Origin of the sequence: Phytoactinopolyspora limicola (assembly GCF_011320225.1) — a bacterium.
In the GTDB taxonomy this organism is placed as follows: Bacteria; Actinomycetota; Actinomycetes; order Jiangellales; family Jiangellaceae; genus Phytoactinopolyspora; species Phytoactinopolyspora limicola.
The window spans coordinates 18,965-44,534 of record NZ_JAAOEN010000006.1 but is presented as its reverse complement, the minus strand read 5'-3'; the positions used below and the strand labels follow the sequence as shown (position 1 = coordinate 44,534).

The 25,570-nt window shown below is 66.8% G+C and carries 26 protein-coding genes; 8 read left to right on the top strand and 18 right to left on the bottom strand.

Annotation, left to right across the window (positions count from 1 at the left end; all coding sequences use genetic code 11):
- Nucleotides 1-822: 822 nt before the first annotated feature.
- Both G8760_RS15840 and G8760_RS15835 read right to left on the bottom strand, forming a co-directional pair.
- Nucleotides 823-1,875 (bottom strand): aldose epimerase family protein, encoded by a 1,053-nt coding sequence (locus G8760_RS15840; RefSeq protein WP_166352860.1) that lies wholly within the window; start codon nt 1,873-1,875, stop codon nt 823-825.
- A 166-nt stretch (nt 1,876-2,041) separates the two neighbouring features.
- On the bottom strand, nt 2,042-2,731 hold the full coding sequence (locus G8760_RS15835; RefSeq protein WP_166352858.1) for a GntR family transcriptional regulator: 690 nt from the start codon (nt 2,729-2,731) through the stop codon (nt 2,042-2,044).
- A gap of 106 nt (nt 2,732-2,837) precedes the next feature.
- On the opposite strand from G8760_RS15835, the gene G8760_RS15830 reads away from it, so the two are divergent.
- A complete protein-coding gene (locus G8760_RS15830) occupies nt 2,838-4,613 on the top strand; it encodes a gamma-glutamyltransferase family protein (RefSeq protein WP_166352856.1) in 1,776 nt (591 codons plus the stop codon).
- Nucleotides 4,614-4,632: 19 nt separating this feature from the next.
- On the opposite strand, the gene G8760_RS15825 is transcribed toward G8760_RS15830, so the two are convergent.
- Both G8760_RS15825 and clpS read right to left on the bottom strand, forming a co-directional pair.
- A complete protein-coding gene (locus G8760_RS15825; RefSeq protein ID WP_207782409.1) occupies nt 4,633-5,280 on the bottom strand; it encodes a DUF2017 domain-containing protein in 648 nt (215 codons plus the stop codon).
- The gene (gene clpS, locus G8760_RS15820; RefSeq protein ID WP_166352854.1) at nt 5,244-5,540 is read right to left on the bottom strand and encodes an ATP-dependent Clp protease adapter ClpS; all 297 of its coding nucleotides are present in this window, start codon (nt 5,538-5,540) and stop codon (nt 5,244-5,246) included. The genes G8760_RS15825 and clpS overlap by 37 nt, the downstream gene beginning before the upstream one ends.
- A gap of 194 nt (nt 5,541-5,734) precedes the next feature.
- Between clpS and G8760_RS15815 the strand changes: the two genes are divergently transcribed.
- The 3 genes from G8760_RS15815 to G8760_RS15805 all read left to right on the top strand — a co-directional run bounded on the left by G8760_RS15815 (nt 5,735) and on the right by G8760_RS15805 (nt 8,531).
- Nucleotides 5,735-7,030, top strand: a complete 1,296-nt coding sequence (locus G8760_RS15815; RefSeq protein WP_166352852.1) for a nicotinate phosphoribosyltransferase — start codon at nt 5,735-5,737, stop codon at nt 7,028-7,030.
- The gene (locus tag G8760_RS15810; protein WP_166352850.1) at nt 7,027-7,626 is read left to right on the top strand and encodes an isochorismatase family protein; all 600 of its coding nucleotides are present in this window, start codon (nt 7,027-7,029) and stop codon (nt 7,624-7,626) included. Before G8760_RS15815 ends, G8760_RS15810 begins: the two co-directional genes overlap by 4 nt.
- A gap of 179 nt (nt 7,627-7,805) precedes the next feature.
- Nucleotides 7,806-8,531 carry a GntR family transcriptional regulator gene (locus G8760_RS15805; protein WP_166352848.1) on the top strand — a complete coding sequence of 242 codons (726 nt, stop codon included), beginning with the start codon at nt 7,806-7,808 and terminating at the stop codon, nt 8,529-8,531.
- Between the two features lie 143 nt (nt 8,532-8,674).
- Here the strand turns inward: G8760_RS15805 and G8760_RS15800 are convergent, their stop codons facing one another.
- The 11 genes from G8760_RS15800 to G8760_RS15750 all read right to left on the bottom strand — a co-directional run bounded on the left by G8760_RS15800 (nt 8,675) and on the right by G8760_RS15750 (nt 17,530).
- On the bottom strand, nt 8,675-8,860 hold the full coding sequence (locus G8760_RS15800) for a hypothetical protein (protein ID WP_166352846.1): 186 nt from the start codon (nt 8,858-8,860) through the stop codon (nt 8,675-8,677).
- Nucleotides 8,861-9,073: 213 nt separating this feature from the next.
- On the bottom strand, nt 9,074-9,415 hold the full coding sequence (locus tag G8760_RS15795) for a hypothetical protein (protein ID WP_166352844.1): 342 nt from the start codon (nt 9,413-9,415) through the stop codon (nt 9,074-9,076).
- Nucleotides 9,412-10,260, bottom strand: coding sequence for a DODA-type extradiol aromatic ring-opening family dioxygenase (locus tag G8760_RS15790; protein ID WP_166352842.1), 849 nt, complete (start codon nt 10,258-10,260; stop codon nt 9,412-9,414). Before G8760_RS15790 ends, G8760_RS15795 begins: the two co-directional genes overlap by 4 nt.
- Nucleotides 10,261-10,269: 9 nt before the next feature.
- Nucleotides 10,270-11,133: an amidohydrolase family protein gene (locus G8760_RS15785; protein ID WP_166352840.1), complete on the bottom strand. Its 864-nt coding sequence runs from the start codon at nt 11,131-11,133 to the stop codon at nt 10,270-10,272.
- Complete coding sequence (locus G8760_RS15780) at nt 11,134-12,312, bottom strand: CaiB/BaiF CoA transferase family protein (protein WP_166352838.1); 1,179 nt, start codon at nt 12,310-12,312, stop codon at nt 11,134-11,136.
- On the bottom strand, nt 12,309-12,881 hold the full coding sequence (locus tag G8760_RS15775) for an OsmC family protein (protein ID WP_166352836.1): 573 nt from the start codon (nt 12,879-12,881) through the stop codon (nt 12,309-12,311). Before G8760_RS15775 ends, G8760_RS15780 begins: the two co-directional genes overlap by 4 nt.
- Complete coding sequence (locus tag G8760_RS15770) at nt 12,868-13,911, bottom strand: alcohol dehydrogenase catalytic domain-containing protein (RefSeq protein ID WP_166352833.1); 1,044 nt, start codon at nt 13,909-13,911, stop codon at nt 12,868-12,870. Before G8760_RS15770 ends, G8760_RS15775 begins: the two co-directional genes overlap by 14 nt.
- Before the next feature lie 5 nt (nt 13,912-13,916).
- Nucleotides 13,917-14,939: an ABC transporter substrate-binding protein gene (locus G8760_RS15765; protein ID WP_166352831.1), complete on the bottom strand. Its 1,023-nt coding sequence runs from the start codon at nt 14,937-14,939 to the stop codon at nt 13,917-13,919.
- A gap of 47 nt (nt 14,940-14,986) precedes the next feature.
- Nucleotides 14,987-15,820, bottom strand: coding sequence for an ABC transporter permease (locus G8760_RS15760; protein ID WP_166352829.1), 834 nt, complete (start codon nt 15,818-15,820; stop codon nt 14,987-14,989).
- Complete coding sequence (locus G8760_RS15755) at nt 15,813-16,655, bottom strand: ABC transporter permease (protein WP_166352827.1); 843 nt, start codon at nt 16,653-16,655, stop codon at nt 15,813-15,815. Before G8760_RS15755 ends, G8760_RS15760 begins: the two co-directional genes overlap by 8 nt.
- A complete protein-coding gene (locus G8760_RS15750) occupies nt 16,652-17,530 on the bottom strand; it encodes an ABC transporter ATP-binding protein (protein WP_207782407.1) in 879 nt (292 codons plus the stop codon). Before G8760_RS15750 ends, G8760_RS15755 begins: the two co-directional genes overlap by 4 nt.
- Nucleotides 17,531-18,002: 472 nt before the next feature.
- On the opposite strand from G8760_RS15750, the gene G8760_RS15745 reads away from it, so the two are divergent.
- From G8760_RS15745 to G8760_RS15730, 4 genes are all read left to right on the top strand, one after another.
- Entirely contained in the window at nt 18,003-18,959 is a 957-nt protein-coding gene (locus G8760_RS15745; protein WP_166352825.1) for an alpha/beta hydrolase, read from the top strand.
- Nucleotides 18,956-20,332 carry a dihydroorotase gene (locus G8760_RS15740; RefSeq protein ID WP_166352823.1) on the top strand — a complete coding sequence of 459 codons (1,377 nt, stop codon included), beginning with the start codon at nt 18,956-18,958 and terminating at the stop codon, nt 20,330-20,332. The genes G8760_RS15745 and G8760_RS15740 overlap by 4 nt, the downstream gene beginning before the upstream one ends.
- A gap of 63 nt (nt 20,333-20,395) precedes the next feature.
- On the top strand, nt 20,396-21,370 hold the full coding sequence (locus tag G8760_RS15735) for an LLM class flavin-dependent oxidoreductase (RefSeq protein WP_166352821.1): 975 nt from the start codon (nt 20,396-20,398) through the stop codon (nt 21,368-21,370).
- Between the two features lie 161 nt (nt 21,371-21,531).
- On the top strand, nt 21,532-22,521 hold the full coding sequence (locus tag G8760_RS15730) for a TIGR03557 family F420-dependent LLM class oxidoreductase (RefSeq protein WP_166352819.1): 990 nt from the start codon (nt 21,532-21,534) through the stop codon (nt 22,519-22,521).
- Between the two features lie 92 nt (nt 22,522-22,613).
- Here the strand turns inward: G8760_RS15730 and G8760_RS15725 are convergent, their stop codons facing one another.
- The 3 genes from G8760_RS15725 to G8760_RS15715 all read right to left on the bottom strand — a co-directional run bounded on the left by G8760_RS15725 (nt 22,614) and on the right by G8760_RS15715 (nt 25,490).
- Nucleotides 22,614-23,414, bottom strand: coding sequence for an HAD family hydrolase (locus G8760_RS15725; RefSeq protein WP_166352817.1), 801 nt, complete (start codon nt 23,412-23,414; stop codon nt 22,614-22,616).
- Nucleotides 23,415-23,565: 151 nt separating this feature from the next.
- Nucleotides 23,566-24,231, bottom strand: a complete 666-nt coding sequence (locus G8760_RS15720) for a response regulator transcription factor (RefSeq protein ID WP_166352815.1) — start codon at nt 24,229-24,231, stop codon at nt 23,566-23,568.
- Nucleotides 24,228-25,490 carry a sensor histidine kinase gene (locus tag G8760_RS15715; protein WP_166352813.1) on the bottom strand — a complete coding sequence of 421 codons (1,263 nt, stop codon included), beginning with the start codon at nt 25,488-25,490 and terminating at the stop codon, nt 24,228-24,230. Before G8760_RS15715 ends, G8760_RS15720 begins: the two co-directional genes overlap by 4 nt.
- Nucleotides 25,491-25,570 lie beyond the last annotated feature (80 nt).

Genomic DNA, 25,570 nt, shown 5'->3' with positions numbered 1-25,570 from the left:
TGGTCTAGGCAGACGCCATAGTGCCCATCCAGTGCACCAACGTCGAACTCGCCCTACCACACCTAACTCCCGCCTCCGCGCCGCAGATGGCCACCCCCCGTGAGTTCTAGTAGCACATAGTAGTCGACGCAGATCGGGCCTTCGCACCCGGATGGGGAGAATAGTTACGTTATCGGATGTTTCGACTTGCATGGCCGAAACGTCCGCTTCACCATCAGTGGGGATCTTGCGAGTGCGGGAGTTGAAACGTGCAGGTCATCGCCCCAACCACGCTCCGCACTTCCTTCGTTTCATACAGCGAACTCATCAATTGATTCCAAGAATCACCCGATGTCCAGAGCAAGATCTGACGTCATGGGATCGGGCCCCCCTGCCGCCGTCCCGAAAGGAGCCGCACCGTGCGCGAAAACTGCTGGTAAACCCCACCCCCACCACCAACCCACCCACCCGAAAGGACCCACACCATGCGCGAAAACTGCTGGATGCTTCAGATGACTGCCCCACAACCACCTGTTGAGATCTGAGATCGGCCGGGCTGCCGGGCGCCCCATCCGCGCAGCCCATGAAAGAGGAACTCTTGCCGGTCTCGTCCCGGGGCGGGGGAACCGGGCGGGACGAGACCACGCCAGATCACGCGAGACAAACGTGAGCACCATGACACCGAGCATCAACGTCCTGATCGCGGACGCTCCCGTGAACGCGATCACGGACGGCTGGCACCTGCGCCGCAGGGTCGGCAAGACCCGTCCCGCTATCGGCGCGTGCCTGGCACCACCGGACACTCGGACGAACGACCGGCCAAACTGGGCTGTAGCCGCTCGGTCAGTCCGTGCTGAACGCCATCACCGTGGTCGAGCGGTACTCCTGTCCCGGCCGCCGAACGATCGACGGGAAAGTCGGTTTGTTGGGGGCGTCCGGGAAGTGCTGCGTCTCCAGGGCTACGCCGTCGCCGGATCGGTAGATCCGGCCGCTGGGGCCTACAAGTGTCCCGTCGAGGAAGTTGCCCGAATACACCTGGATGCCGGGCTCGGTGGTCAGGACGGACAAGACGCGGCCGCTCGCGGGATCGGTGAGCCGTGCGGCAAGTTCTACGCCGTCGCCAGTGCGCGCCAGCACGTGATTATGATCATATCCCTGGGCGAGCAGCATCTGCGGATGGGGCTCGCGAATGCGGTCGTTGAGCGCGGTTGGCTCCCGGAAGTCCATTGGAGTTCCTTCGACCGGAGCTACTTCCCCGGTTGGGATGACGTCGGTGTTGACGGGGGTGTAGTGCTCGGAGTTCAACTGCAATCGGTGGTCCAGTACTGTGCCGCTGCCTTCGCCGGCGAGGTTGAAGTACGCATGGTGGGTCAGGTTGACGATGGTAGGAGCCTCGGGGACGGCGTGATAGTCGACGCGGATTTCGTTGTCCGCGGTCAACGTGTATCGGACCGTCGTGTGCAGGGTGCCTGGGTAGCCTTCTTCGCCGTCGGGGCTGGTGTAGGACAGCTCCAATGCGGGGTTGGCGGCGTCGCCGAGTACGCGTGCTGTCCAGACCCGGTGGCTGAACCCCGCCGAGCCGCCATGAAGGTGGAACTCACCTCGGTTCTTCGTCAGCTGATAGGTGGTTCCGTCGAGGGAGAAGCGCCCCGCTGTGATGCGGTTGGCGCAGCGTCCGGTGATGGTCCCGAAGTGTGGGCTGCGCTCGACGTAGTCGGCGAGATTGTCGAAACCCAGCGTGACGTTGTCCAGTCGGCCATCACGGTCGGGGACCTCCGCTGATTGCAGGATGCCGCCGTAGGTGAGGACCCGGATCCGCATCCCCGCCTCGTTCTCCATTGTGTAGATGTCGATGTTGGTGCCGTCGGGCAACGTACCGAAAGTGTCCCTGGTCATCGGCCCCACATTGTGCTCCAGCATTCGCCGCCCTCCCAAGCTGATGCCAGCGGCCCATGCCGCCAGCCCCCATCACAACACACTGCGGATGCCGAGGCCACGGCGCTGGTACACAGCTCGCTTCCACCCGCCCGCAGCTCCCAGTTCACGTGCTGACGCGCGGATGTCAAGATCCAGCTAGCGCGCCCGGCCAGGTGTCGAGATACCGGTGTCGGGTCTGATCGATGTGACGGCGGGTGACCTCGACGGCCAGGTCGGTATCGCGGGCGTGGAGCGCTTCGACGAACTCTTCGTGTTCTTTGAGGGACTCCGGTGCCCGGACCATCGCGACGGGCCGGAAATACCAGCGCAGCTTCTTGTTCATTCCGTCGAGCGCGAGACCGAGAAATCTGTTGCCGGTCAGATTGGCGATGTGCTGGTGGAAGTGCCAGTTGGCGCTGATGATCCCGTCCTCGTCGTGTTCGCCGAGCGCTTCGTGCCCGCGCCGAACGAGCCCTCGCAACTCGTCGACTGCCGCCTGGTCGGCGCGCCGGGCGGCCAATCGGGCTGCTTCGACCTCCAGCATGAGGCGGAAGTCGAAGAACTCCTCGACTTCGTCGATCGACGGCTTGTGCACGTAGGCACCGTAGTGCGGGCGAACGTCGACCCATCCTGCTTTGCCGAGCGCCTGTAGCGCCTCCCGGACCGGACCGCGGCTGACGCCTAGCCGGGTCGCCAGATCGGTCTCGATGAGCCGCTGGCCGGGTTCCAGACGCCCGGTGATGATCAGCACTTCGAGCTTCTCGTAGACCTGTTCGCGCAGCGTCGGAGGCTGCTGGATCTGGAAAGAGTCGTGACTGTTGTCCGCGCTGTGCATAGTGGCGCCACCCCGTCGGCGGGACGTCTACTGAAGACCGTCTGTTGTCAACACTATCCAGGATCCCACATAGTGAGGGCCAGCGCACCGGTGTCAGGAGGACGACATGCCACCGTTCACCACCCGGCCCGAGATCACCGGCACGTTCGGGATGGTCGCGTCCACCCACTGGCTGGCCTCGCAGACCGGCATGGCCGTCCTGGAACGCGGCGGCAACGCCTTCGACGCGGCCGTGGCCGCCGGATTCGTGCTCCAGGTCGTGGAGCCGGAGCTGAATGGGCCAGGCGGTGAAGTGCCGGTGATGGGTTGGGACTCCCGCTGGGAGCGGCCATTCGTCGTATGCGGCCAAGGCACCGCACCCGCGGCAGCTGAGCCCACCACCTTTCGGACGCTCGGGCACCGGCTCGTCCCCGGCACCGGCCTGCTGCCGGCCTGCGTGCCCGGCGCCTTCGATGGGTGGATGACGTTGCTGCAGCGCTACGGCACCATGAGGCTGGGCGACGTACTCCAGTACGCCGTCTACTACGCCTCTCATGGGTTCTCGCTCGCGCCGGCTACGGCTCTCGCCATCGACCGGGCCGCACCGTGGTTCCGTGCACACTGGCCAACGTCGGCCGAAGTCTGGCTCCGCAACGACGGTCCACCGAGGTCCGGCAGCCGGATCAGCAATCCACAGCTCGCCGCAACCTACCGGCGGATCGTCCACGCGGCTGAAATGGCCTCGACCGACCGCGACGAACAGATCGACGTCGCCCGCCGCACGTTCTACGAGGGGTTCGTGGCCGAAGCCATCGCCACCTTCATGACGGCCGAGGTCATGGACAGCAGTATGCGCCGCCACCGCGGGCTGCTCTCCTATGCCGACCTCGCCGGTTGGCGGGCCACCATCGAAGATCCAGTCACCCGGGACTACCACGGCTATACGGTCTGCAAGCCGGGCCCATGGACCCAGGGGCCGGTCTTCCTGCAACAGCTTGCCCTCCTCGACGGGTTCGACCTCGCCACATTGGACCCAGCCGGTCCCGAACTCGCCCACGTCGTCATCGAATGCGCCAAACTGGCGTTCGCCGACCGGGAGGCCTTCTACGGCGACCCCGACTTCGTCGACGTCCCCATCACCGAACTGCTCACTTCCAGGTACGCGGCGGCACGCCGGGCACTCGTCGGCGAGGCCGCCGATGTAGGACCACTACGGCCTGGCTACCCGGCGGGCCGCGTTCCCCGCCTCTCTGGAGCGCCCAGCAGCACAACGGCGTTCTCCACCACGGTTGGCCGTGGATCGACCCTCTCCAACACCGAGACAGATACCAGCCATGTCGACGTGGCCGATCGGCACGGCAACATGGTGTCGGCCACGCCGAGCGGGGGCTGGTTGCAGAGCTCGCCGGCCGTTCCAGGCCTCGGTTTCTGCCTTGGCACCCGAGCCCAGACGTTCTGGCTCGACGACGGCCTACCGAACACCGTCGCCCCCGGCAAGCGGCCACGAATCACCCTCAGCCCGTCACTCGTGCTCCGCGGCGGCCGTCCTTACCTCTGCTTCGGTACTCCTGGTGGCGACCGGCAGGATCAGTGGTCGCTGCTCTTCTTCCTCCGGCATGTCCACCATCACATGAACCTGCAGGAGGCCATCGACGCTCCTACCTGGCACACCACACACTTCCCATCGTCGTCACATCCTCGGCACGCCGAACCCGGCCGCGTTCATATGGAGGACCGGGTCGGCGACGCCGTGATAGCTAGCCTGCGCCGACGCGGGCACGACATCGTCGTCGACGGGCCGTGGTCGTTGGGCCGGCTGACGGCGGTGAGCAGGGCCGCCGACGACATGCTGCGCGCCGGGGCCGATCCGCGCACGATGCGCAGCTACGCTTGCGGCCGCTGACCCACGGGCGGGTCGGCCCCTAACTCAGCCCGGCCATCAACGTGCGGACCAACGTCTCCTGCAACCAGCCCAGCCAGTCGTAGACGTCATGGATGTGCCGTCGAGGATCGTCGTCGGGAAGGGCTGCCCACACGTCCTCGTCGCCTTCGGTGACGCCCAGCCGAGTGCCCAGCGCCAATCTCAAGTCGGTGAGCGCCCGCAGCCACGCGTCGGCTTCCGCGGCATCCAGCTCCACCCGGATCTTGTCTCTGCTCCGTCCCCTACGCTGCTCGTCGGGGTCGACACCCTCGGCAGTGGCCAGGGACGCGAGCACCGTCGCGGCGGTGCCGGCCTTCGCGTCACGGAGTCCCCGTTCGGTGAACCGGCGGAAGTCGGACGCGGCTTCGTCGTCCTCGGCGTACCCGTCGGGGAACAGGCGCAGCAGGACGGGGTCGGTAGGCCGGACCGGCTTGTCGTCGGCGAGCCCGAGAGCGGCCGCCCAGGCATCGTCCTTCTTGCTCTCCTCGCGACCGTCCGGGTCGTCTCGGACCAGCTCGAGCAACTGGCCGACCAGGGAGCGCAGCAGCTCGATCTCAGCCGTGTGGAAGGACGCGGCGACTCCACCCCCACGCGTCCGCCGGAACGCTGTACTCAGGTCAGGTCCCCCGCCTTCTGCAGCGTGGCCCACAACCCGTAGGAGTGCATGGCCTCGACGTCGCGTTCCATCTCCTCCCGGGTGCCCTCCGACACGATGGCCTTACCTTTCTCGTGTACGTCGAGCATGAGCCGCTCCGCCTTGACCTTCGGGTAAGCGAAATACGCCTGGAACACGTAGGTCACATAAGACATCAGATTGACCGGATCATTCCACACGACCGTCACCCACGGCGTATCCGGGAGGACGGTCTCTTCGACCTCCGGACGTTCGATCTCAACGGGTGCGGTCATCACAATCTCCTATGGTCTCATCATTGAGCCGCCGCGGCCACCAAGCGCGCCATTCCAGACGAGTTCAGATCCTGCTCCGACCGATCATCAGCTGGTCCAGCTGACCACACCTGGCGCCAAGCAGCTCACCGACTTCCTGACCGATGTTTCCCATTGTTCGTCAAGCTACCCCCGTCATGACTAGTCTGGCCTTCATGCAGGCAACAACGGCCCTGCTGACGGACCACTACGAGCTGACCATGCTCCAGGGCGCATTCACCCACGGCACGGCCCACCGTCGGTCGGTCTTCGAGGTCTTCGCCCGCCAGCTCCCCGGAGGACGCCGGTATGGCGTCGTGGCTGGTACCGGCCGCCTTCTGGACGCCATCGAGGCCTTCCGATTCGACGACGAGGCGCTAGCTCATCTCAGCGATACACACGTCGTCGACGACACCACCCTCAACTGGCTCGGCGACTACGAATTCTCCGGCGACATCTGGGGTTACGCCGAGGGCGAACCCTACTTTCCCCACTCCCCCATCCTCGTCGTCGAGGCAAGCTTCGCCGATGCCGTCCTCCTCGAAACGATCACCCTGTCGGTCATGAACCACGATTCGGCGGTCGCGGCCGCCGCGTCCAGGATGATCGTCGCCGCCGCCGGCCGCCCGTGTATCGAGATGGGCTCACGACGTACCCACGAGCAGGCGGCCGTCGCCGCGGCACGGGCCGCCTACATCGCTGGTTTCAACTCCACCAGCAACCTCCGCGCCGGACAGCTCTACGGCTTGCCGACCCACGGCACGAGTGCCCACGCGTTCACCCTGCTCCACGACACCGAACGCGACGCCTTCACCGCCCAGGTCGACACCCTCGGCAAAGGCACCACCCTCCTCGTGGACACCTACGACGTCGCCGAAGCCGTCGCGTTGGGGGTGGAGGTCGCCGGCACCGATCTGGGCGCCGTCCGCCTGGACTCTGGCGACCTCCTCGTCCAGGCCCACGAGGTCCGCGCCCAGCTCGACGCACTCGGCGCCACCAAAACCCGGATCGTCGTCACCAGCGACCTCGACGAACATGCCATCGGCGCCCTGGCCGCCGCTCCGGTCGACGGTTACGGCGTCGGCACATCGCTGGTGACCGGATCCGGCGCGCCCACCGCGGGCCTCGTCTACAAGCTGGTCGCCCGCGAGAACGACAACAAGATCATGGTTCCCGTCGAGAAGCGCAGCGCCGACAAGTCGGGGGTCGGTGGCCGCAAACGTGCCGCCCGCCGATACAACCGCCACGGCGTCGCCGACGCGGAGGTGATCGCGATCAACGGCGAGGTCACCGGCGCCGACCACCGGCCGCTGCTCGTGCCGCTGATCCGCGACGGCGAGATCGTGGGCCGGGAGCCCCTGGATACCGCCCGCGAACGCCACCACCAGCGACGATCCGAGCTTCCCCGTACCGCGCTGCAGATGTCGCGCGGCGAACCTGCCCTCCCGACGTACTACGAGGAGCAACCATGACGCGCGCATTGATCGTTGTCGACGTCCAGAACGACTTCTGCGAAGGCGGCGCCCTAGCCGTCGGCGGCGGCGCCGACACCGCCTTCGCCATCGCCGAGGTCCTCCAACAGTGGCACGACGCCGACCCGACCGACCGCACCTACACATACGTCGTGGCCACCCGCGATCACCACATCGACCCGGGTGAACATTTCTCCGATCAACCCGACTACGTCACCAGCTGGCCACCACACTGTGTGGCCAACACCGACGGTGCGGCGTTCCACCCCAACCTCGATCCGCAACCGTTCGACGCCATCTTCAACAAAGGTGAGTACTCGAGTGGGTACTCCGGGTTCGAGGGCCGCGCCCAAGACGGTTCCGGTCTCGCCGACTGGCTGCGCCAGCGCGACATCTCGAACGTCGAGGTCGTCGGGATCGCCACCGACCACTGCGTACGGGCCACCGCCGTCGACGCCGCCAGGCATGGTTTTGCCACCACGGTGCGGCTCGACCTCACCGCCGGCGTCGCACCGGATACCACCGAACGTGCGCTGAACAACATGCGGTCCGCCGGCGTCGAACTGATCGGCCAGCCGATCGTCCGCGCGGCGTGATCTCTGGTTCTTCCGCACCCCGGTAGTTTCTCGTTCTCTACGCGGGCGCGGATAGAGGAGCTGTCGAAGTCCGCCGCACACCGCTAAGATGGGATCCCAAACAGGAACCATGTCCCGGCGCACACAGTGCTCCAGCTCCGTCCAGCCGGGACCACCCGGGGCCGGAGGACGCCTGAGCCATGCCCACTGAACCAGAAGCGACCAGCGCCATCCCGTCGTTCCAGGAGATCGTCCAACGCACTGCCCGGCACCATCAAACCGTCGGCGACATGGTGTATGCAGCAATCAAGGAAGGGATACTCACCGGTGCGTTTGCACCCGGAGAGCGTCTGCGGCAGCGAGACCTCGCCGCCGACCTTGGCGTCTCCAGGATCCCTGTGCGCAGCGCACTCATGCAACTGGAGGCGGAGGGGCTGGTAGAGCTGCTGCCCTACCGCGGAGCGTTGGTCCGCACTCTCACCGTCGAACAGGTCCGTGAGATCTACCAACTGCGTACATTGCTGGAATCCTATGGGCTGCGGCAGTCCGCGGGCCGGATGACTTCGGCCCGTGCCGAACGCCTCCTCGAACTCGGCGAGGCACTCGACGCGAAACCAGCCGGTGGCGAGTTCGTCGCGGACCGGGTGGCGTTCTATCGCGAGCTGTACGCCGCTGACGAGAACCCCCTCCTGGTCAACATGATCGAGGAACTCCGCGGCTACGTCGGCCGATACCTACTCAGCTTGCGAGTGGACCACCAGCACGGCGGCCATCGCCGGCTGGCCGAGCTGGTGGCCAAGGGCGACATCGAGGCCGCCGAGGAACACCTCCGGGCTCACCTGGAAGCCGTCAGCAAGGGCCTGATCGGGGTGCTCACTGGTGAGGTAGCGGAGAAGGCCAGACGCCGCGCCGCCGACCGCACCTGACGTCCCACCCGGATCCGGACGGTGGAAGGTTTCCGGACGGTGGAAGGTTTCCGGACGGTGGAAGGTTTCCGGAGCGACGGTGGAGGGTTGTACCGGTCAGGGCAAGGAGAAGCTTCCACCGTCGACCGGAAAACCCTCCACCGTTATTCGGGCGCCGCGCAGACGACATCAACAACAACCGGACGGCGCTCGTTTCGGACCACCTTCACCGCCTCGGCGAGCACACCAGGCAGTTCCGAAGGGTCGCTCACCGGGCCGTACGCGTGCACCCCTTGCGAACGGGCCAGCGCCGCGATCTCCTCGTGAAGGGCAAGGACCAGCGACGGCACTCCGGTCTCGTGGTGGACCAGGGAGCCATGCCCCGGTGGGTGACGCCGAGATTCGTGGCGACGTGTTCTACCCCGGCTCGCTCCAAGAAGGACACCACCATGCCGGTGTAATCGGGGACGATGAAGCAGCCGCCCCCTTCCCGTGATCATTGGCTTTTGACTACCGAATTCGGTAGTCAAAAGCCAATGATCATGGGAAGGGGAGGGGAGGAGTTAGGTGCCGAAGTCGGGATAACCGAAGGGTGTGACGGCAGCGCGGAACCGCTGCACCAGTTCGGCCCGGGTGATCTCGGGCACCCATACGGCCTCGGTGAAACTCCACAGCAGATAGGGGTGCGCCCCCAGCGCGTACAAGGCGCCGTAGTCGCGCTCCACCAACGCGCGCCGCTCGTGGTCCTCCAGTCGGCCACCCCGCACCGACCACGGCTGGCGGTCCGGGTCGACGTCGGCCTCGAATGCGGCGACGAACGACGCTGGATCGGCGACGTAGGCCTCCAAAGCGGCCGGATCCATGTTGACCAGCCGCATGAACTTGTTGACGACGTACTGGCTCATGGCCGCACCTCCGGCGGGTCCCAGGCGAAGAACGGCGACGACGCGAACCTCGAACGCACCCCGGCGGCATGCACAGCCGGACGCCCCTCGGCCGCACCAACCGCCACCAGGAAGTTGAGGAACTGCGCCGTGACGTTGCCGGCCGCTAGCATCCTTGCCGGCGTGAGCTCGGCGAGCATCGCTTCCACATCACCGTCGGCGACCCACCTCACCGCCTGCTCGTCGAAGGAGGGATCCGGCGCGCCCTGGAACTGCCGGGGCCCGCCCACTTCGGTGGCCAGATGACCGCTGGCGACGATCACCACCCGCCGGTCCAGCGGTGAGGCTTCGATGGCCGCCCGCAGCGCCCGTCCCACCTCGACGAAACGCCGAGCCGGCGGGAACGGCGGCGCGATGGCGTTGGTGAACACGGGCACCACCGGGATGTCCTTGTCCGGACACAGGAACGCATAGGGCAGGTAGACGCTGTGGTCGGCGCGGAACTCTCGCGAGCTGGAGAAGTCGACGCCACGTTCCAGCCCGCCGGTCAGGATGTCGCGGGCCAGCCCGAGGTCCCCCGGCAACATGTCCACCGGGATGCCGAACTCCCGCTCCTCGTTCGGGAAGGTCGCCGGGATCAACTCGGACCGGCCGACCAGGAACGCCGGCATGTTGTCGTCGAACCATTGCGTCAGGTGGTCGGTGGCGACCACGAGGATCACGTCGGGTCGCGCACCGGCCACCCGATCGCGGAACTCCATGAACGACGCCTTGGTGGCCCGCAGATCGTCGGCGACGTCACCCTGGAGCGTGCGCCATAGCAGCGGGTTGTGCGTCGTGCCGAAGATCCCCACCAGCGTGCCCACGGCGCCTCCTCAGAGCCCGAACAGAGTCCGGGCGTTTTCCAACATGATCTTGCGCCTGGCCTCGTCCTTGATGCCTAACTGGTCGAATTCGTCGACCCAGCGCTGAGGGGTGAGCACCGGCCAGTCGGTACCGAACAGCACTCGGTCGGTGATGACGCTGTTCGCATAGTGCACCACCTCGGGTGGAAGATACCTCGGCGCCCAGCCGGACAGATCGAGGTAGACGTTGGACTTGTGCCACACCATGGCCAGGTTCTCCAGGTGCCACGGCCAGGCCGGATGGGCGCTGATGATCTTCAGGTCGGGGAAGTCGGCGGCGACGTCGTCGACATACGGCACGGGCCGGGCGTAGTCGAGTTTGAAGCCCATCCCGCCGGGTGTCCCCGCCCCGGCCCCGGGGAAACCCCCGTGGAACATGACGACCAAACCGAGTTCGGAGCAGATCTCCCAGATCGGCGCGAAGTGCGGGTTGTTGGGGTGGAACTTCTGCCGCGCCGGGTTCAGCTCACCCACCCCGACGATGCCGAACTCGCCGTGGCAGCGGCGGATCTCCTCCACCGCGGCAGCGCCTTTCCAGGGGTCGATGCCGGCGAAGGCCAAGAACACGTCGGGATGATCGGCGGCAGCCTGTCCCAGCAGGTCGTTCGGGGCGCCGCGCGTACCGGAGGTGGTCTCGGAGTCGGAGTTGACGATCACCGCCATCATCTTCTGCTCGCGGTACAGGTCGGCCTGGGCGGCGAACGATACCGGCTCGCGGCGCCGGCCGAAGTGCTGGCCCATCTGCTGCCGCCGCCCACCCATCGCGGCGAGGAACTCCTCGGTCTGCGGGTGGGTGTGGACGTCGATCGCCACGATGTCGTCACGTGCTGGCATCTACTCGTCCTTCCCCGTCGCGGCATTCCATTCCGCGAGGATGCTGCTCGGATCAGTGCTCGTGGCCGGAGCGGGTCGCAACGGCGGCTCGTCGGACGCCGAGAACGACGTCGACGGTCGGATCGTCCGGATAGGTTCGGCACCTGGAGCCGGCGCCAGTTCCCGCACCAGATCCATGTGGACGACCTGTGGGTCGTCGAAGATATCGCCGAACGAGTTCAGCGGTCCGTGCGGGATGTCCGCCTTCTCCAGCCGCTCGAACCACTCGTGCCGGGGCCGTTTCGCGGTCTCCGCCTTGAGTACCGCGTCGAGGTCGTCGTAGTTCCGGACCCGTTGCTCGCGGGTGGCGAAGCGAGCGTCGTCGGCGAGGTCGGGCCGTTCGAGCACACCCAGGAGGCCGGTCCAGAACTTCTCGGGCACCGACATGTGAACGACGAACGCCTTCCCGTCGGATCCCGTGCAGGCGTAGGACTGGGCCCGGCGCGGACGCGAGTCGGGCCCGGCCACCTCCCCCGTGGCCAGGTATGTCGTAGCCGGCTCGACGAGGAAGTCCAGCAGCGCACCGGCCATCGACACCCCCACCTTTTGCCCGCGTCCGCTGGTGGAGCGGGCGACGAGCGCGGCGAGCACTCCCTGCACGGCGAACACACCCGATAGCAGGTCGGAGAAGGCCGGGCCGATCGGCCGGGGACTCCCGGGTGGCATCAACTGGCTGTACATGCCGCCGATGGCGGAGACGATGGTGTCGTAGCTCGGCCGCCCGGCGTATGGACCGGTAACACCGAACCCGCTGACCGAGCAGTAGACCAGGCGGGGGTGGCGCGTGCGCAACTCGGCGTAGCCGAACCCCAGCCGTTCGGCGACCCCCGGCCGGAAGTTCTCTAGTAGGACGTCGGCGGCGGCGACGAGATCGACGAGAGTGCCCAGGCCGCGCGGGTCTTTGAGGTCAAGAGTGACAGCGCGCTTGCCCCGGTTGTACGCCTCGAACTGCGGACTGTGGCTGGCCTGAGCTCCGCCCTGCCAGCGACGCATCGGGTCACCCGTGGGCGACTCCACCTTCACCACGTCCGCGCCGAGGTCCGCGAGCAGCTTGCCCGCATACGGTGCGGAGATGTACTGACCGACTTCGACCACCCGCACCCCCTGTAGAGGGGTGCTGGTCGGCGGCGACGGGGTCATCGCAGGCTCCTCAGCTCGGCCGGAACCTCACCTGAGACGACGACGTCTCCGACGCTGATCCGGGTGTGAATCGGCACCGCCCGAACCAGCAGGCTCGCGACCGGGCAACGACGAAGGGCCTCGTCGACGACGTCTTGGGCGGCCGAGGCGCAGATATCTCCGCCGAGGCGGACGTCGACGAAGAACCACTGCGGGTGGGCCGGAGTGGTGCCCACTCGGTGTTCACCTCGCATGTCGAGCATGCTGGTGACGTCGATCTCCAAGGCGTCGATCGGTTTGCCCCGCAGGGCGGCGGCCTTCGCACACCACACCTGCAAACAGCCGGCAAGACTGGCCAGGAGGTAACGCATCGGACTCGGCCCCGCACCAACCCCGCCGCGGCCCGCCGACTCGTCGACGGTCATCCGGAACTCTTCGCCGTACTGCTCGAACCACACCGTCGAGCCGACGTTGTGATCGAGCGCCGACGTCACGGCTGGGAACACCACCCCGAAACCTGGATCGGCGGCAAGCCGTCGCCCGGTGTCTTCGACGTTGTGGCGCAGCGTCTGCTCGTCAATCAGCGACATGGATCAGAACCTTTCCGTCGCGGTGCGGGTCGGATAGCGCGGTGTAGGCGGCGACCGCGTCTTCCAGGGCGAACTCCGGCCCCACCGCCACCTGGACGGTGCCGGCGGCGACCATCGCCAACCCTTCGGTCACGTCGCCGAAGTCGGCCGACGCCGAGCCGATCAACTGCAACCGGCGCAGGTAGAGACGGCGTATGTCGACCTCCAGCGGGTGGTCTCCGGTGGCGGCGCAGACCACCAGGCGTCCGGCCCACCCCAGGGCGTCCCACGCCGCGGCGATCGGGCCGGCGGCGCCCGTGGCATCGAAGGCCAGCGCTACCCCGTCCGGTGCCGTCTCGGTGAGTGCGCCGGCGAGGCCGTCGTAGGTGACGGCCTCGCCGACGCTGTCCGCTCCCGGCCCGCGGCGGACGGGACCATGACCCGCTGAGCGGACGACTGGGATAGGCCGCGCACCGGCGGCGGCCAGGATCTGCACGAGTGCGCTGCCGACGGCACCTGCGGCACCGGTGACCAGCACCGGTTCGCCGGGGTTGATCTCCCCAGCCCGGCGCACCATCTGCAACGCGATCGGTACGGCGTGGACCGCCGCGCTGGCCACGGGCGCGGGCAGACCGGCCGGGATCGGCACCGCGTTGCGCTCGGGCACCACGACCAGGTCGGCCGCACCACCCGGCCGGTGCACCCCGACCACCTCTTGACGAGGACAACGAGCCTCGGCGCCGGCGAGGCACCAGCGGCACGTACCGCACGGGATGTTGGGTTTCACCACCACCCTCGTACCGACCCGCTCGGCTTCGACGCCGTGGCCGACGGCGACGATCCGACCGGCCGGATCGATGCCGACCCGCAACGGAAGCCGGGCCGCTGCCCCCGGCCCCTGACCGGACAGGGCGCCCAGGTCAAGATGGTTGGCGCCGACGGCATGCACCCGGATCAGCACCTCACCGGCTCCCGGCACCGGCCGCGGGACGTCTTCGATCCGCAGCCCGGTGGGTCCGGTGCCGAGCCGGCGAGCCTGAACCGCGCGCATACCGGTCACGGCCGGCGGTCGAGGCCGAGGTCTTCCTGGGCCCGGTGCAGCTGGGTCAGGTCGGTATAGGTGTCGAACTCAGGTATCTCCTCCAGCTGATGCTCCATCGACTCCTCCACACCGGTGACGTTCAGGCCCATGTCCGCGTCGTAGAGCCGGGGCCCCTCGGCGTAGATGGCTGGATCGCGTTCTTCGTCGCTGATGGAGAAACCCTTCTCCTCCATCATCGACTGGACGTATTCCTGATTGTCCAGGTCGAGGAAGTCCGCCGTCCCCTTCATCGTCGCGCGGAGGAAACGTGCCAGCGTATTCGGGTTTTTGGCGATCCACGACGCCGACGCCGCGATGGAGTCGTTCGGCCACTCTTTCCATTCGTCGACGACGAGATGTCCGCCGACGGCCTCGATCCGGGGCACGTGCCGCGGGAAGAGGGGGGTCATGGCCACCTTGCCGGTGACGAACTGCTCCACCCACGCATTGGAGAACCCGGGTGGGAAGACCGCGTGGTGGTCGATGGTGTCGAGGTCGAAGCCGTTCTCGGCCAGCAACTCCAGCCGGATGTCGATGCTCGGCGTCCCCGGCCCGTCGCCCAGGATCACCTCTTTGCCGCGGAGGTCCTCCACCGAGGTGATGTCCTCCGCCGCGGCGATGAGGAACGGTTCCCGGTTCCGGTAGCCAGCGACGATCTTCAGATCCGTGCCGGCCATGGAGGCGTCGGCGATGTCCACCGTGCTGTCGATGCCGATGTCCAGGTTGCCGCCGATCAGCCCTTCGAGAATGGACTGAGCGTCGATGATCTCGATCTCCAGGCCTTCGTCGGCGTAGTAGCCACGGTCGAGCGCGATCTGCACGGGTGCCTGGCTGTCGAGGTTGGGGGCGGACAACGCGACCTGGAGTTTGGTCTTCTCCGGCTCCCCGATGGGACCGGTCGCGTCCACCGGTTCGGCCTGGGCGTCGTCGCCGCCTCCACCACACGCGGCCAGAACCAGCGCCCCGGCGGCGAACACCACCGTCAACGTCTTCTTCATTGTCGTCTCCTGTCGCGTAGCTGCGATTGATCCGGAGTACTGCGGGTTCAGCTCTGCGGGGCGCCTTCCACGTACCAGGAGGCGAACACCCGTTTGGCCAGGTTGACCAGGGCCATGCCGACCAGGGCGATCGCCACGAGGAGGAATGTGACACCCACGGCCGCGTCGAGCTCGAACTCGCCGGACTTGCGGTAGATCAGGAAGCCGAGACCTTGACTTCCACCGATGAACTCACCGATCACCACACCGATCATGGAACGGGCCACACCCATCCGGATGCCGGTGAGGATAAGCGGCAGCGCCGCCCAGAGTTGCACCTTGAAAAACACGTCGACCGGACCAGCTCCGTACACGCGAGCTGCCTTGACGAGTGACCGGTCGACGCCACGGATACCGTCCATCGTGTTGATGGCAATGGGGAACACCGCCATCAGGAACACGATGAAGATCTTCGGGCCGGAACCGAATCCCATCCAGAGCACGAGTAATGGCTGGAACGCGATTCGCGGCATCGAGTACATCGCCCAGAACGGCGGGCCGCCGATGTCATAGGCCCAGCGGGACGATCCGAGCAGTAGGCCCACCGGCACCCCTACCACCACTGCCAGCACGAACCCCACGGCCGCGTTGCTGGCGCTGTAGGTGAGGTGCCCCATGAGGTCACCGGTCTGGTAAAGGTCGCTCAGGGCTCGGATGACGTCACCCGGCGCCGGGACGAACCGGCGATCCCACACACCGATCATGCCCTGGATCACGTGCCAGATCAGGAGGAGAGCAAGCACTTCGGCCAGTACGGCGAACTTCCACGTGAACGGCGCTAGGACACGCGATAACGTCGGCGGCCTGGGACGGGTCCTGGACGCCTGGACGGTCTCAGCCATGGGTACCCGAATTCCGCCACCGGCCGACGCGCTGTTCCACGGCGTCGAGGAGGCTGACGAGGACGACGGACAAGATCACGAACACCACGACGACGGCGATGGTCTGGTCGGTACGGAACCGAGCTACCGACGTGACGATCATCGCCCCGAGCCCAGTCGGGGAGCCGATCATCTCGCCAACCAGCAACCCGATCAGGCTGGTGGGGATCGCCATCCGCAGGCCACCGATGGCGTACGGCAATGTCCACGGCAGCCGCACCTTGCGGTACAGCTCCGTACGGCCGGCTCCGAACACTCTGCCGGCACGCAGCAGCGAGCTATCGACGCCGGACACACCGGTAGCGGTGTTCAGCGCCACCGGGACCACCGTGCTGATGAAGACGAGGACGATGATCGGCATTGCGCCGAAGCCGAACCAGGCGGTGATGATCGGTTGCAGGGCGATCAGCGGGGTGGCCCAGGCGGCCCACAACAACGGCATGGACAGCCGGTGGACCGTCGCGATGCTGCCAACCAGCAGCCCGAGCAGGATGCCCAGGGCGCCGCCGGCGACGTAGCCGAAGAACCAGTTCTGCGCGCTCAGCCGCAGGTTGGCCAGGAGTTCGCCGCTGGCCCACAGCTCCCGGGCGGCCGACAACACCTCACCGGGCGGCGGCAGGAACAGCGGCTGCACGAGTTCGGCCACGTTGACGACGAATTCCCAGGCCAGGACGATAACGACGAGGTCGATCACCGCGAACAGAGGCCGCCGCCAGCGCTCGAACAGACGTTGTCGGACCGGGACCTTGCGGTGCCGGCGCTCAATGGCGACGGGTGCGACGCTGGACGCGCTCATGACCCGGCCACCCCTCGCGACGCCGAGCGAGCGTCGCCTTGCAACACACCCCACAGGTGGTCGCGCAGCTCGACGAAGCCCGGCTGCGCCATGACACCTTGCTCGGACCGGGGCCGGGGCAGATCCACTGGAAGGATCTCCAGGACCCGGCCCGGGTGGGCTCCGAACACGGCGACCCGGTCTCCCAGCACGATGGCCTCGTCGATGCTGTGGGTGATGAATACGACGGTTTTGCCGGTGGCGGTGATGACCCGTTCCAGTTCGGCCCGCATGACCTCACGGGTCAGCGCGTCGACAGCGCCCAGCGGCTCGTCCATGAGGAGGATCCGCGGCTCGGCGACCAACGCGCGGGCCAGACCGACCCGCTGCTGCATGCCGCCGGACAGCTCGCGCGGGTAGGAGTCTTCGAAGCCGTCGAGCCCGACGAGCCGGATGGCGTCGGCCACCTGGGCACGCCAGTCCGCCCGGCGGCGTCCCGGCTGCATCTCCAGTCCGAACCGGATGTTGTCGACGACGGTCCGCCAGGGCAGCAACGCATAGTCCTGGAAGACGACGGCCCGGTCCGGGCCAGGGCCGGTGACCCGTCGCCCGTCGATCAGCACCTCACCCTCGGTGGGCTGGACCAACCCAGCGATGGTGTTCATGACGGTGGTCTTGCCACACCCGCTGGAGCCGAGCACGGTGAGGAACTCGCCCTCGTGGACATCCAGGTTGACGTCGGCGACGGCCATCAACCAGCTGTTGGTCCGCGACACGCGGTATTCGACGGACAGGTCCCGCACGCTGATCAGGGGGACGACCGGCGCCGGCTCCAGCGGCGCGGCAGGCTCCGCGTCGGGCGTAGTGCCTGGACGGTGGTCAGTAGGCATCGGCATGGCGGCTCCGGCCTTTCATTCGGGTCAGCGGTGAACCTCAAGCTCAGCAGTTCGGTCGTTCCGGGTGTGGGCTACCATATTTGCCGAACCGGTTGAGGTCAATGGCTCAGCCGAATTGATACCAACGGCGCCTCTCGACATACGGACCATCACTCACCGCTCACAACACTTAGCATGACGTTTACCAGCTAATATGCCTGACATCGCGACCCACGAAGGCCAAGAAGGCGGTCGCGTTGGAGTGGAACCGGTCAGGATCTTCTGGCATACCAATTGATCATAGTGGTCGAATTACCCCCTCCGAAACAGATGCGGTTGACAGATTTGGGATCCCAAATTAAGACTAGGAGTCCCAGGCTGGCCTCACCCGGATCCTGCGCGGCACGCACCAGACCGCGGTGTGGCAGCACCAGACCGCGGTGCCGTCACCGGGATCGCGCCAGTGCACCACTCGATCGACAAGGACGGTGACATGCGCACTGACAGCGTCACGTGGTTCAGCGAAGGCACCCGGATCAGCGGGTTGTTCCGCCGGCCCGACTCCATTTCCGGGCCGGTCCCGGCCATCGTCCAAGGCCCCGGCTGGCTCGGGTTGAAGGACGCCAAGCTCTACGTCAGGTATCACGAAGCGCTGACCAACGCCGGATACGCCGTACTCATCTTCGACTATCGCGGATTCGGCGACTCCGACGGCGACCGCGGGGTCATCTCCCCCGCCGCCCAGCTCGCCGACCTGCGCAACGCGGTCACCTACCTCACCACCCGCGACGACGTCGTCGCCGACGCCATCGGTGTGTTCGGCAGCGGCGGAACCGGCGGCGGCAACGCGGTGCTCCTGGCCGCTGCCGACCCACGGGTGAAGGCGGCCGTCAGTCAACTGCCGGTGGCCGACGGTGCGGACTGGCTGCACCGGATGCGCAGCGAATACGAATGGCTGGAGTTCCTTGCCGCCCTCGACGAAGACCGGGCACAGCGAGTGCTGACCGGCACCGGACGTCTAGTGCACCCCCGCGAGGAAATCATGGTGCCGACCGCCGAGCGACGCAGCACCAAGGTCAAGTCGGACGTGGACGGCAAGATCCCCACGTCCGTTCCCTTGGCCTGCGCCGAAGAGATCATCGCCTACCGCCCGGTCGACGCCGCCGGGACTCTGACCACCCCCCTGATGGTGATTGGGGTAGAGAACGACGCCACCACACCAACCGACCACGCCGAAGCGGTCTATGCCGCCGCCGGTGGCCCCAAGTCGTTGATCATGCAGCGGCATACCAGCCACTACGCCGCCTACGACCGCTACTGGACCGCCGTCACCCCCCGGATCGTGTCCTGGTTCGATCGCTGGCTTCGCCCGGCCGACGTCGTCGTCCGCACCACCACCCCTGACACCGGTGGTGCCGAGCACACCGAAAACCTGGAGGTTCCCGCATGAGCATCGACCTGCGCATCACCGGCGGCACCGTCGTCACACCCACCGGCACGATCACCGCCGACGTCCTCGTAGCCGATGGCCGGATCACCGGACTGATCAGCCCGGATACCCCTGTCGCCGACGCCAGGCGCACCGTCGACGCCACCGGGAAGCTGGTCCTCCCAGGCATGGTGGACGTCCACGTACACACCCGAGAGCCGGGATTCACCCACAAGGAAGACATCCACACCACCACGCTGCAAGCGGCGGCCGGCGGTGTCACCACGATCTACGGGATGCCCAACCTGAACCCACCCACCACGACGGCCAAACATCTTCAGGACGTCCTGGACATGTACGCGGCCAGCAGCATCGTCGATTACAACCACAACCCCGCGGCCACCGTCGCCGACGAGATCGAGCCGATGGTGGCGCTCGGGGTCAACTCGTTCAAGATCTACATGGTGGTCGACACCGGCCGCACCTACCCACACCCGGCCGGCACCGGCATGCACGGGCACGGTGACCTGCTGCGGATGATGGACACCATCGCCGCCACCGGCACACGTTTCATCATCCACCCACACGACCAGCACCTCATGGATTACATCGAGGGTGAATACCTCGCCCGCGGCGACAACACACCACAGGGTTACGCGCAGGCCTACGCCGCGCGCAACGGGGTCATCTGGGACACCGCTATCGAGGTGGTGCTGCGGCTGGCCGAGGCCTCGGGCTGCAAGATCCATCTGGCGCACATGCAAACTCGCCGGTCGGTGGAAGCGGTCCAAGCCGCCCGGGCCCGTGGCGTGGACGTTACCTGCGAGGTCAACCACTGGCTGCCGTTCCTGTCCACCTGGGACGACGTCGAGCGGCTCGGGCCGTACGCACTTTCCTACTGGGTTCCCGACGACGCCCGGGCTGCCATCTGGGACGCCCTGCGCGACGGAACCATCGACATCTTCGCCTCCGACCACGCTCCACACACCCGGGAGGAGAAGGAGATCGGGTGGACAGAGATGTGGAGCGCACACACCGGCACCCCCGGGATCCAGTACTTCTATCCGTTGGCGCTGGACGCGGTGAACACCGGCCAGCTCACCCTGCAACGCGTCGTCGACCTCGTCGCCACCAAACCCGCCGAACACTTCGGGCTGGAAGGCACCAAGGGCCGGCTGCTTCCCGGCCACGACGCCGACATCGTCATCGCCGATATGGACGCCCCTTGGATCATCAGTGACTCGGGAGCCCTGTCCAAGATCGGCTGGACATGTTACGACGGCCGGTCGTGCAGCGTCCGCATCGAGCGCACCTTCGTACGCGGCACCGAGGTCTACGCCGACGGCGAGGTCACCGGCCGCCCTGGCCATGGACAACTCGCCCGCGGCCGCTGACCCCGCCGTCAACCCCTGGCTGCTACTGGCCCCCTGCACCCTGACGAACCAAGGAGACACCGGATGAAGTTCGGACTGTTGTTGCCCCACTTCGGGGAACACGCCTCGCGCGAGAAGATACTCGAGGGTTCCAAACGAGCCGAGGAGGTCGGCTTCGACTCGGTCTGGGTCCGCGACCACCTCGTCTTCGAGCCCCACGGCGAGATGGAGAAGCCCAACCGCGAGTTCTACGACGCGCTGACCACGTTGACCGCCATCGGGGCTGTCACCGACCGGATCATGCTCGGGACCGGGTCGCTGATCCCGTTCCGGCACCCCTTGGTGACCGCACTCATGGCGGGCACCATCACGCAGTTGGTGGGCCCGCGGCTGATCCTCGGGTTCGGCGCGGGTACGTTCGACCACGAGTTCGAGGCGATCGGCTGGGGCGATCGCGACCGCGTGGAACTCGTGCGGTCCAACGCCGAGATCCTGCGTCGTGTCTTCGAGTCGAACCACGTCGACTACAGCGACGCGAATTTCACCTTCAGCGACATCTCGATCGAGCCCAAACCGGTTGGTGGCCGGGTGCCGTTCTGGTACTGCGGGGCTACTCCGCGATCGGCCCGGCTTGCCGTGGAGTTCTGCGACGGCTGGATGCCCGGCCGGATCTCGCTGCTGACCATGGCCAAGCGGATCGAGACGATGCGCGAGCTATCGGCGGAGCAGGACCGGCCGATGCCGACCGTCGCGGTTATCCCGCCGACATCGGTGGAAGAGACCCGCGAAGAGGCCCTGGAGCACGTGAACATCCCCGGGCTGCTGGCCTGGGCGAACAAATCCAAGTTCGCGGTCAAGCCGCCGTCGGGTTCGTTCGAGACAGTGGAGGACCTGGAGGGCCAGCTGATCGCGGGTTCACCGGACGAGGTGGTGGCCGAGGTGGAGAAGTTCCGGGCGCTGGGCGTCGAGCACCTGGTGTTCGATTTCCGGTTCAAGTTCGACCGCTGGTTCGAGCAGATCGAGCTGCTCGGTGCCGAGGTCCTGCCCAAGCTCCGCTGACCCGACCCAGACACATCCCGTGATCATCAGCAGCTTCCAGCCCCCTCCCGGTGATCGTCATCAGCTTTCGGTCGCGATTCAGCGCACAAACCCGGCAACGATCACCCCAGAGCGACATGATTCTGCTGACGATCACCAACGACGAGATTGGGTGATCATCTATGGCACGCACCACCATCGGCTACGCCGCGATGCTCGAACAGTTCCATCCGACCGACGTGGTCCGCTACAGCGCCCTGGCTGAGCAGCACGGCTTCACCGGAGTGATGGCCGCCGACCACTTTCAGCCGTGGGTGCCGCAGCAAGGCCACGCTCCTTTCGTCTGGAACGTGCTGACCGCCCTCGGCGAACAGACCTCTGGTGACCTGGGGCCCGGTGTCACCTGCCCGTCGTTCCGCTTCCACCCGGCCATCGTGGCGCAAGCGTCGGCCACGCTGGAGGCGATGTATCCGGGCCGGCATTGGCTTGGCCTCGGCTCGGGCGAGGCGCTCAACGAACACGTCGTCGGCGGGTATTGGCCACAGGCGCCGGAGCGGATCCGGATGATGTTCGAGGCCATCGAGGTGATCCAGAAGCTGTTCACCGGCGCCGACGTCAAACACGAGGGCACATACTTCAAGCTCGAGAAGACCCGGCTCTGGACGATGCCGGAGACCGCGCCGCCCATCTACATCGCCACGGCCGGACCGGTCACGGCCAAACGCACCGGCAAGGTCGCCGACGGCATCATCACCGTCGGCGCACCGTTGGAGAAGATCAGCGGGATATTCGCGAAGTTCGAGGAAGGTGCCCGCGAGGCCGGCAAGGATCCGGACACCATGCCGCGGATCCTTCAGCTACACCTCTCGTGGGCGCCCACCGACGAGGAAGCGCTGGCCAACGCCATGAGCGAGTGGCCCAACGGCGGCATGAAGTTTCCCAAACAGGACATCCGCTCACCGTTCGATTTCCAGCAGATGGCGAAGCTCGTCCGCCCCGAGGACTTCGACGGTCGGATGCTCATCTCCAGCGATCCCGATGCGCACCGCCAGGAGATCCAGCGGTTCCTGGACCTCGGGATCGACCGGTTGTACCTGCACAACGTCGGGCGCAACCAGGAGGAATGGATCAAGGTATTCGGCGCCGAAGTCCTACCAAAACTGGTCAGCTAACCACCCTTCGGTTCTTTCTCCCCATGATCATTGGCTTTTGACTACCGAATTCGGTAGTCAAAAGCCAACGATCATGGGGAGAGGGCGAGAGGCTAGAACAGTTGCTCCAGCACCTGGGCGACGCCGTCGTCATCGTTGGCGGCACAGCGGTAGCCGGCCGCGGCGACGGCATCGGGGTGCGCGTTCTCCATGGCGTACGACCGTCCCGCCCATTCGAGCATGAGGATGTCGTTGGGCATGTCCCCGAAGGCCACTACCTCGTCGGCGGTGATGCCCCGCTCGGCGCAGTAGGCGGCCAGCGCCGACGCCTTGGAGATACCCAGTTTGCTGATCTCCAGGAGGGCCGAGCCCTCGGAGTAGGTAGCGGTCGCGAGGTCACCGATAGCAGCGGTACCTTTGCTGACGAACTCCACCGGGTCGATCTCCTCATGCCGCGCGATCAGCTTGGCGACCGGCTCGGCCAGCAGGTAGGCAAGTTCGGCTTCCAGCGCGCTCTCCGGCAGAGCCCAGCGATTGCGGAACGCCGGTTCCTTGCCATAGACGAGCTCCCGCTCCATCGCGAAGGCAACACCGGGCACGGCATTCCGCAACGCCTGGGCCACCTCCATGGCCACCTCGGATTCCAGGCCGTGCTGTTCGATGATTCGTCGCTGATGGACGTCGTAGACCAGAGCGCCGTTGGCGGCGATCGCCACCCCAGACGCCGCGACGACGTCAGCCAGCGGATCCAGCCAGCGGGGCGGGCGACCGGTGACGAACAGCACGTCAGCACCGGACTCCTCGGCCAATCGCAACGCCGCCCGGGTCCGGGGTGCGACACTGCCGTCGCTGCGTAGCAGGGTTCCGTCGAGGTCGGTGGCAACAACACGGGGAGGGGAGGAATCAGGCGGCACCGGTCTATTCTCTCAGCTTGTCGTTTCGACGCCTGGCGGTCCCCTGGGCCGGGCCGCCACCCCCTAATCTCCGGTGATCGTCGTCATGATCATGTCGTTATAGCGACATGATCATGACGACGATCACCGGAGATTGGGGGGACGCGCATACTCAATCTGGGGATGGCACCGTGAGCCCGGATTGGATGGCGAAAACCACCAACTGGGCGCGGTCGCGGGCGTTCAGCTTCACCATCGCCCGGCTGACGTGGGTGCGGACTGTTGCTGGGCTCACCACCAGATCAGCGGCGATCTCGTCGTTGGATCGGCCAGTGGCCACCCACGCCATGATCTCCCGTTCACGTTCGGTCAGCCGGTGCAGCTCCGGGTGGGACACCGGAGCGGCTGTCCCGTGTCCGCTGAACCGGTCGATGACCCGGCGCGTCACCGACGGCGACAGCAACGACGCTCCATCGGCGACGACCCGCACGGCCTGCAGCAGTTCTTCTGGTGCGGCATCCTTCAGAACGAACCCACTCGCGCCGCCCCGCAAAGCGTCGAAGACATACTCGTCTAGTTCAAACGTCGTGAGCATGACGACGCGAACGGCGCGCAGAGCGGGATCGCCGGTGATCTCACGCAGCGCCGCAAGTCCGTCGAGCCCCGGCATCCTGATGTCCATCAGGACGACGTCCGGTACGTGCTCGCGCACCACGCCGATACCGGCCCGGCCGTCGGCGGCTTCTCCGACCAGTTCGATGTCGACCTCGGACTCGAGCAGGGTACGTAGGCCCATCCGCACCAGCGCTTGGTCGTCGACGACAGCTACCCGGATCACGGAGGTGATCCTGTCACTTCGCCCGGCTCCGCGTCGGGCTGGGCGTCTGAGGCACCGCGGGTGGTCCGCGCCTTGGTCGCCGTCTCTCCAAGTGAACCGGGCGGCAGTGGCAGCCTGGCTCGGACGGTGAACCCACCATTTGGGGCTGGTCCGGCGCTCAGTTCCCCGTTGAGCTTGGCGGCCCGGCTTCGCATCCCACTGATCCCCATGCCGGACGACGGTTCACCCGTCGACGCCGCCGTACCGTCATCGCTGACGTCGACGTGAACCGCGCCCAGCTCGATCCACACCCTGACCGACGCGTGCCGCGCCGCACCATGCCGGAGTGTGTTGGTGAGCGATTCCTGGACGATGTGGTGCACTCCCTGATCGATCTCGGCGGGCAACTCAGCCACCTGAACGTCGATCTCGACGGCCAGCCCACCGGCCCGGACCCGCTCGGCGAGCACCGCGAGGTCACCCACACCTGAAGCCGGCCGCCGCGGGGCCGCGCTGCCGTCGGTACCGGCGTCGGGAGAGCGCAACACCTGGAGTTCAGCTCGGAGGCTGTCCAACGATTGCCGGCTGGCGTCGCGAATGGCCTCCAGAGACGCCCGCACTTTCCCGGGTTCCCGGTCGAGCACATGCAGGGCAACCCCGGCTTGCATGGCGATCACGGCGAGGCCATGCCCGACCGAGTCATGGAGCTCCTGCGCCATACGCAGACGTTCCTCCGACACGGCGCGGCGGGCGTGGGCGGCCCGGAGCCCCGCCTCGGACTCCTGGCGTATCCGGAGCGCCGCGCCGATCGCGGTGGGGGCGGCGATAACCAGCACCGTCGCACCGGCTCCGGCCAGATGCTCTAGAGCGTCCCCACTAAACACCTCTGCGCCGAATCGCACGCCACCGGCGGTGATGGCAGCCAGGCACAACGCCGCGTTCCACGTCACCGCACGCCGGACGGGCCATGCGTGGGCAACGCCGAAGGCGGCTAGGGGCAGCGCCACCAGGATCGGCCCGAACGGGTAGCCGACCAGCAGGTAGGTGACGACCGCGGCACCGGCAACCAACAGCGTCACCTCGGGCCGACGACGATGCGCCGCCATTGCCGCGGCGGCGACGATCACCAGTAGGTAGGCGCCGACATCGGGCGCCCGGCTCCAATCGACCTGATCCGCACCGGCGGGGCGAGTGCCGAACATCCCCGGCACCAGGACACACGGCACCGGCCAAAGGTCTCGCCCCCAGCGTTTGCGGAGATCACCCAACCGGTCTGCCACAGCGTCGAGCATAGGCACGCGGTCCGGGGCGCCGCGTCCGTTGTCACGCGTACGCCGGCTACGCCCTCCTGCGTATGCCA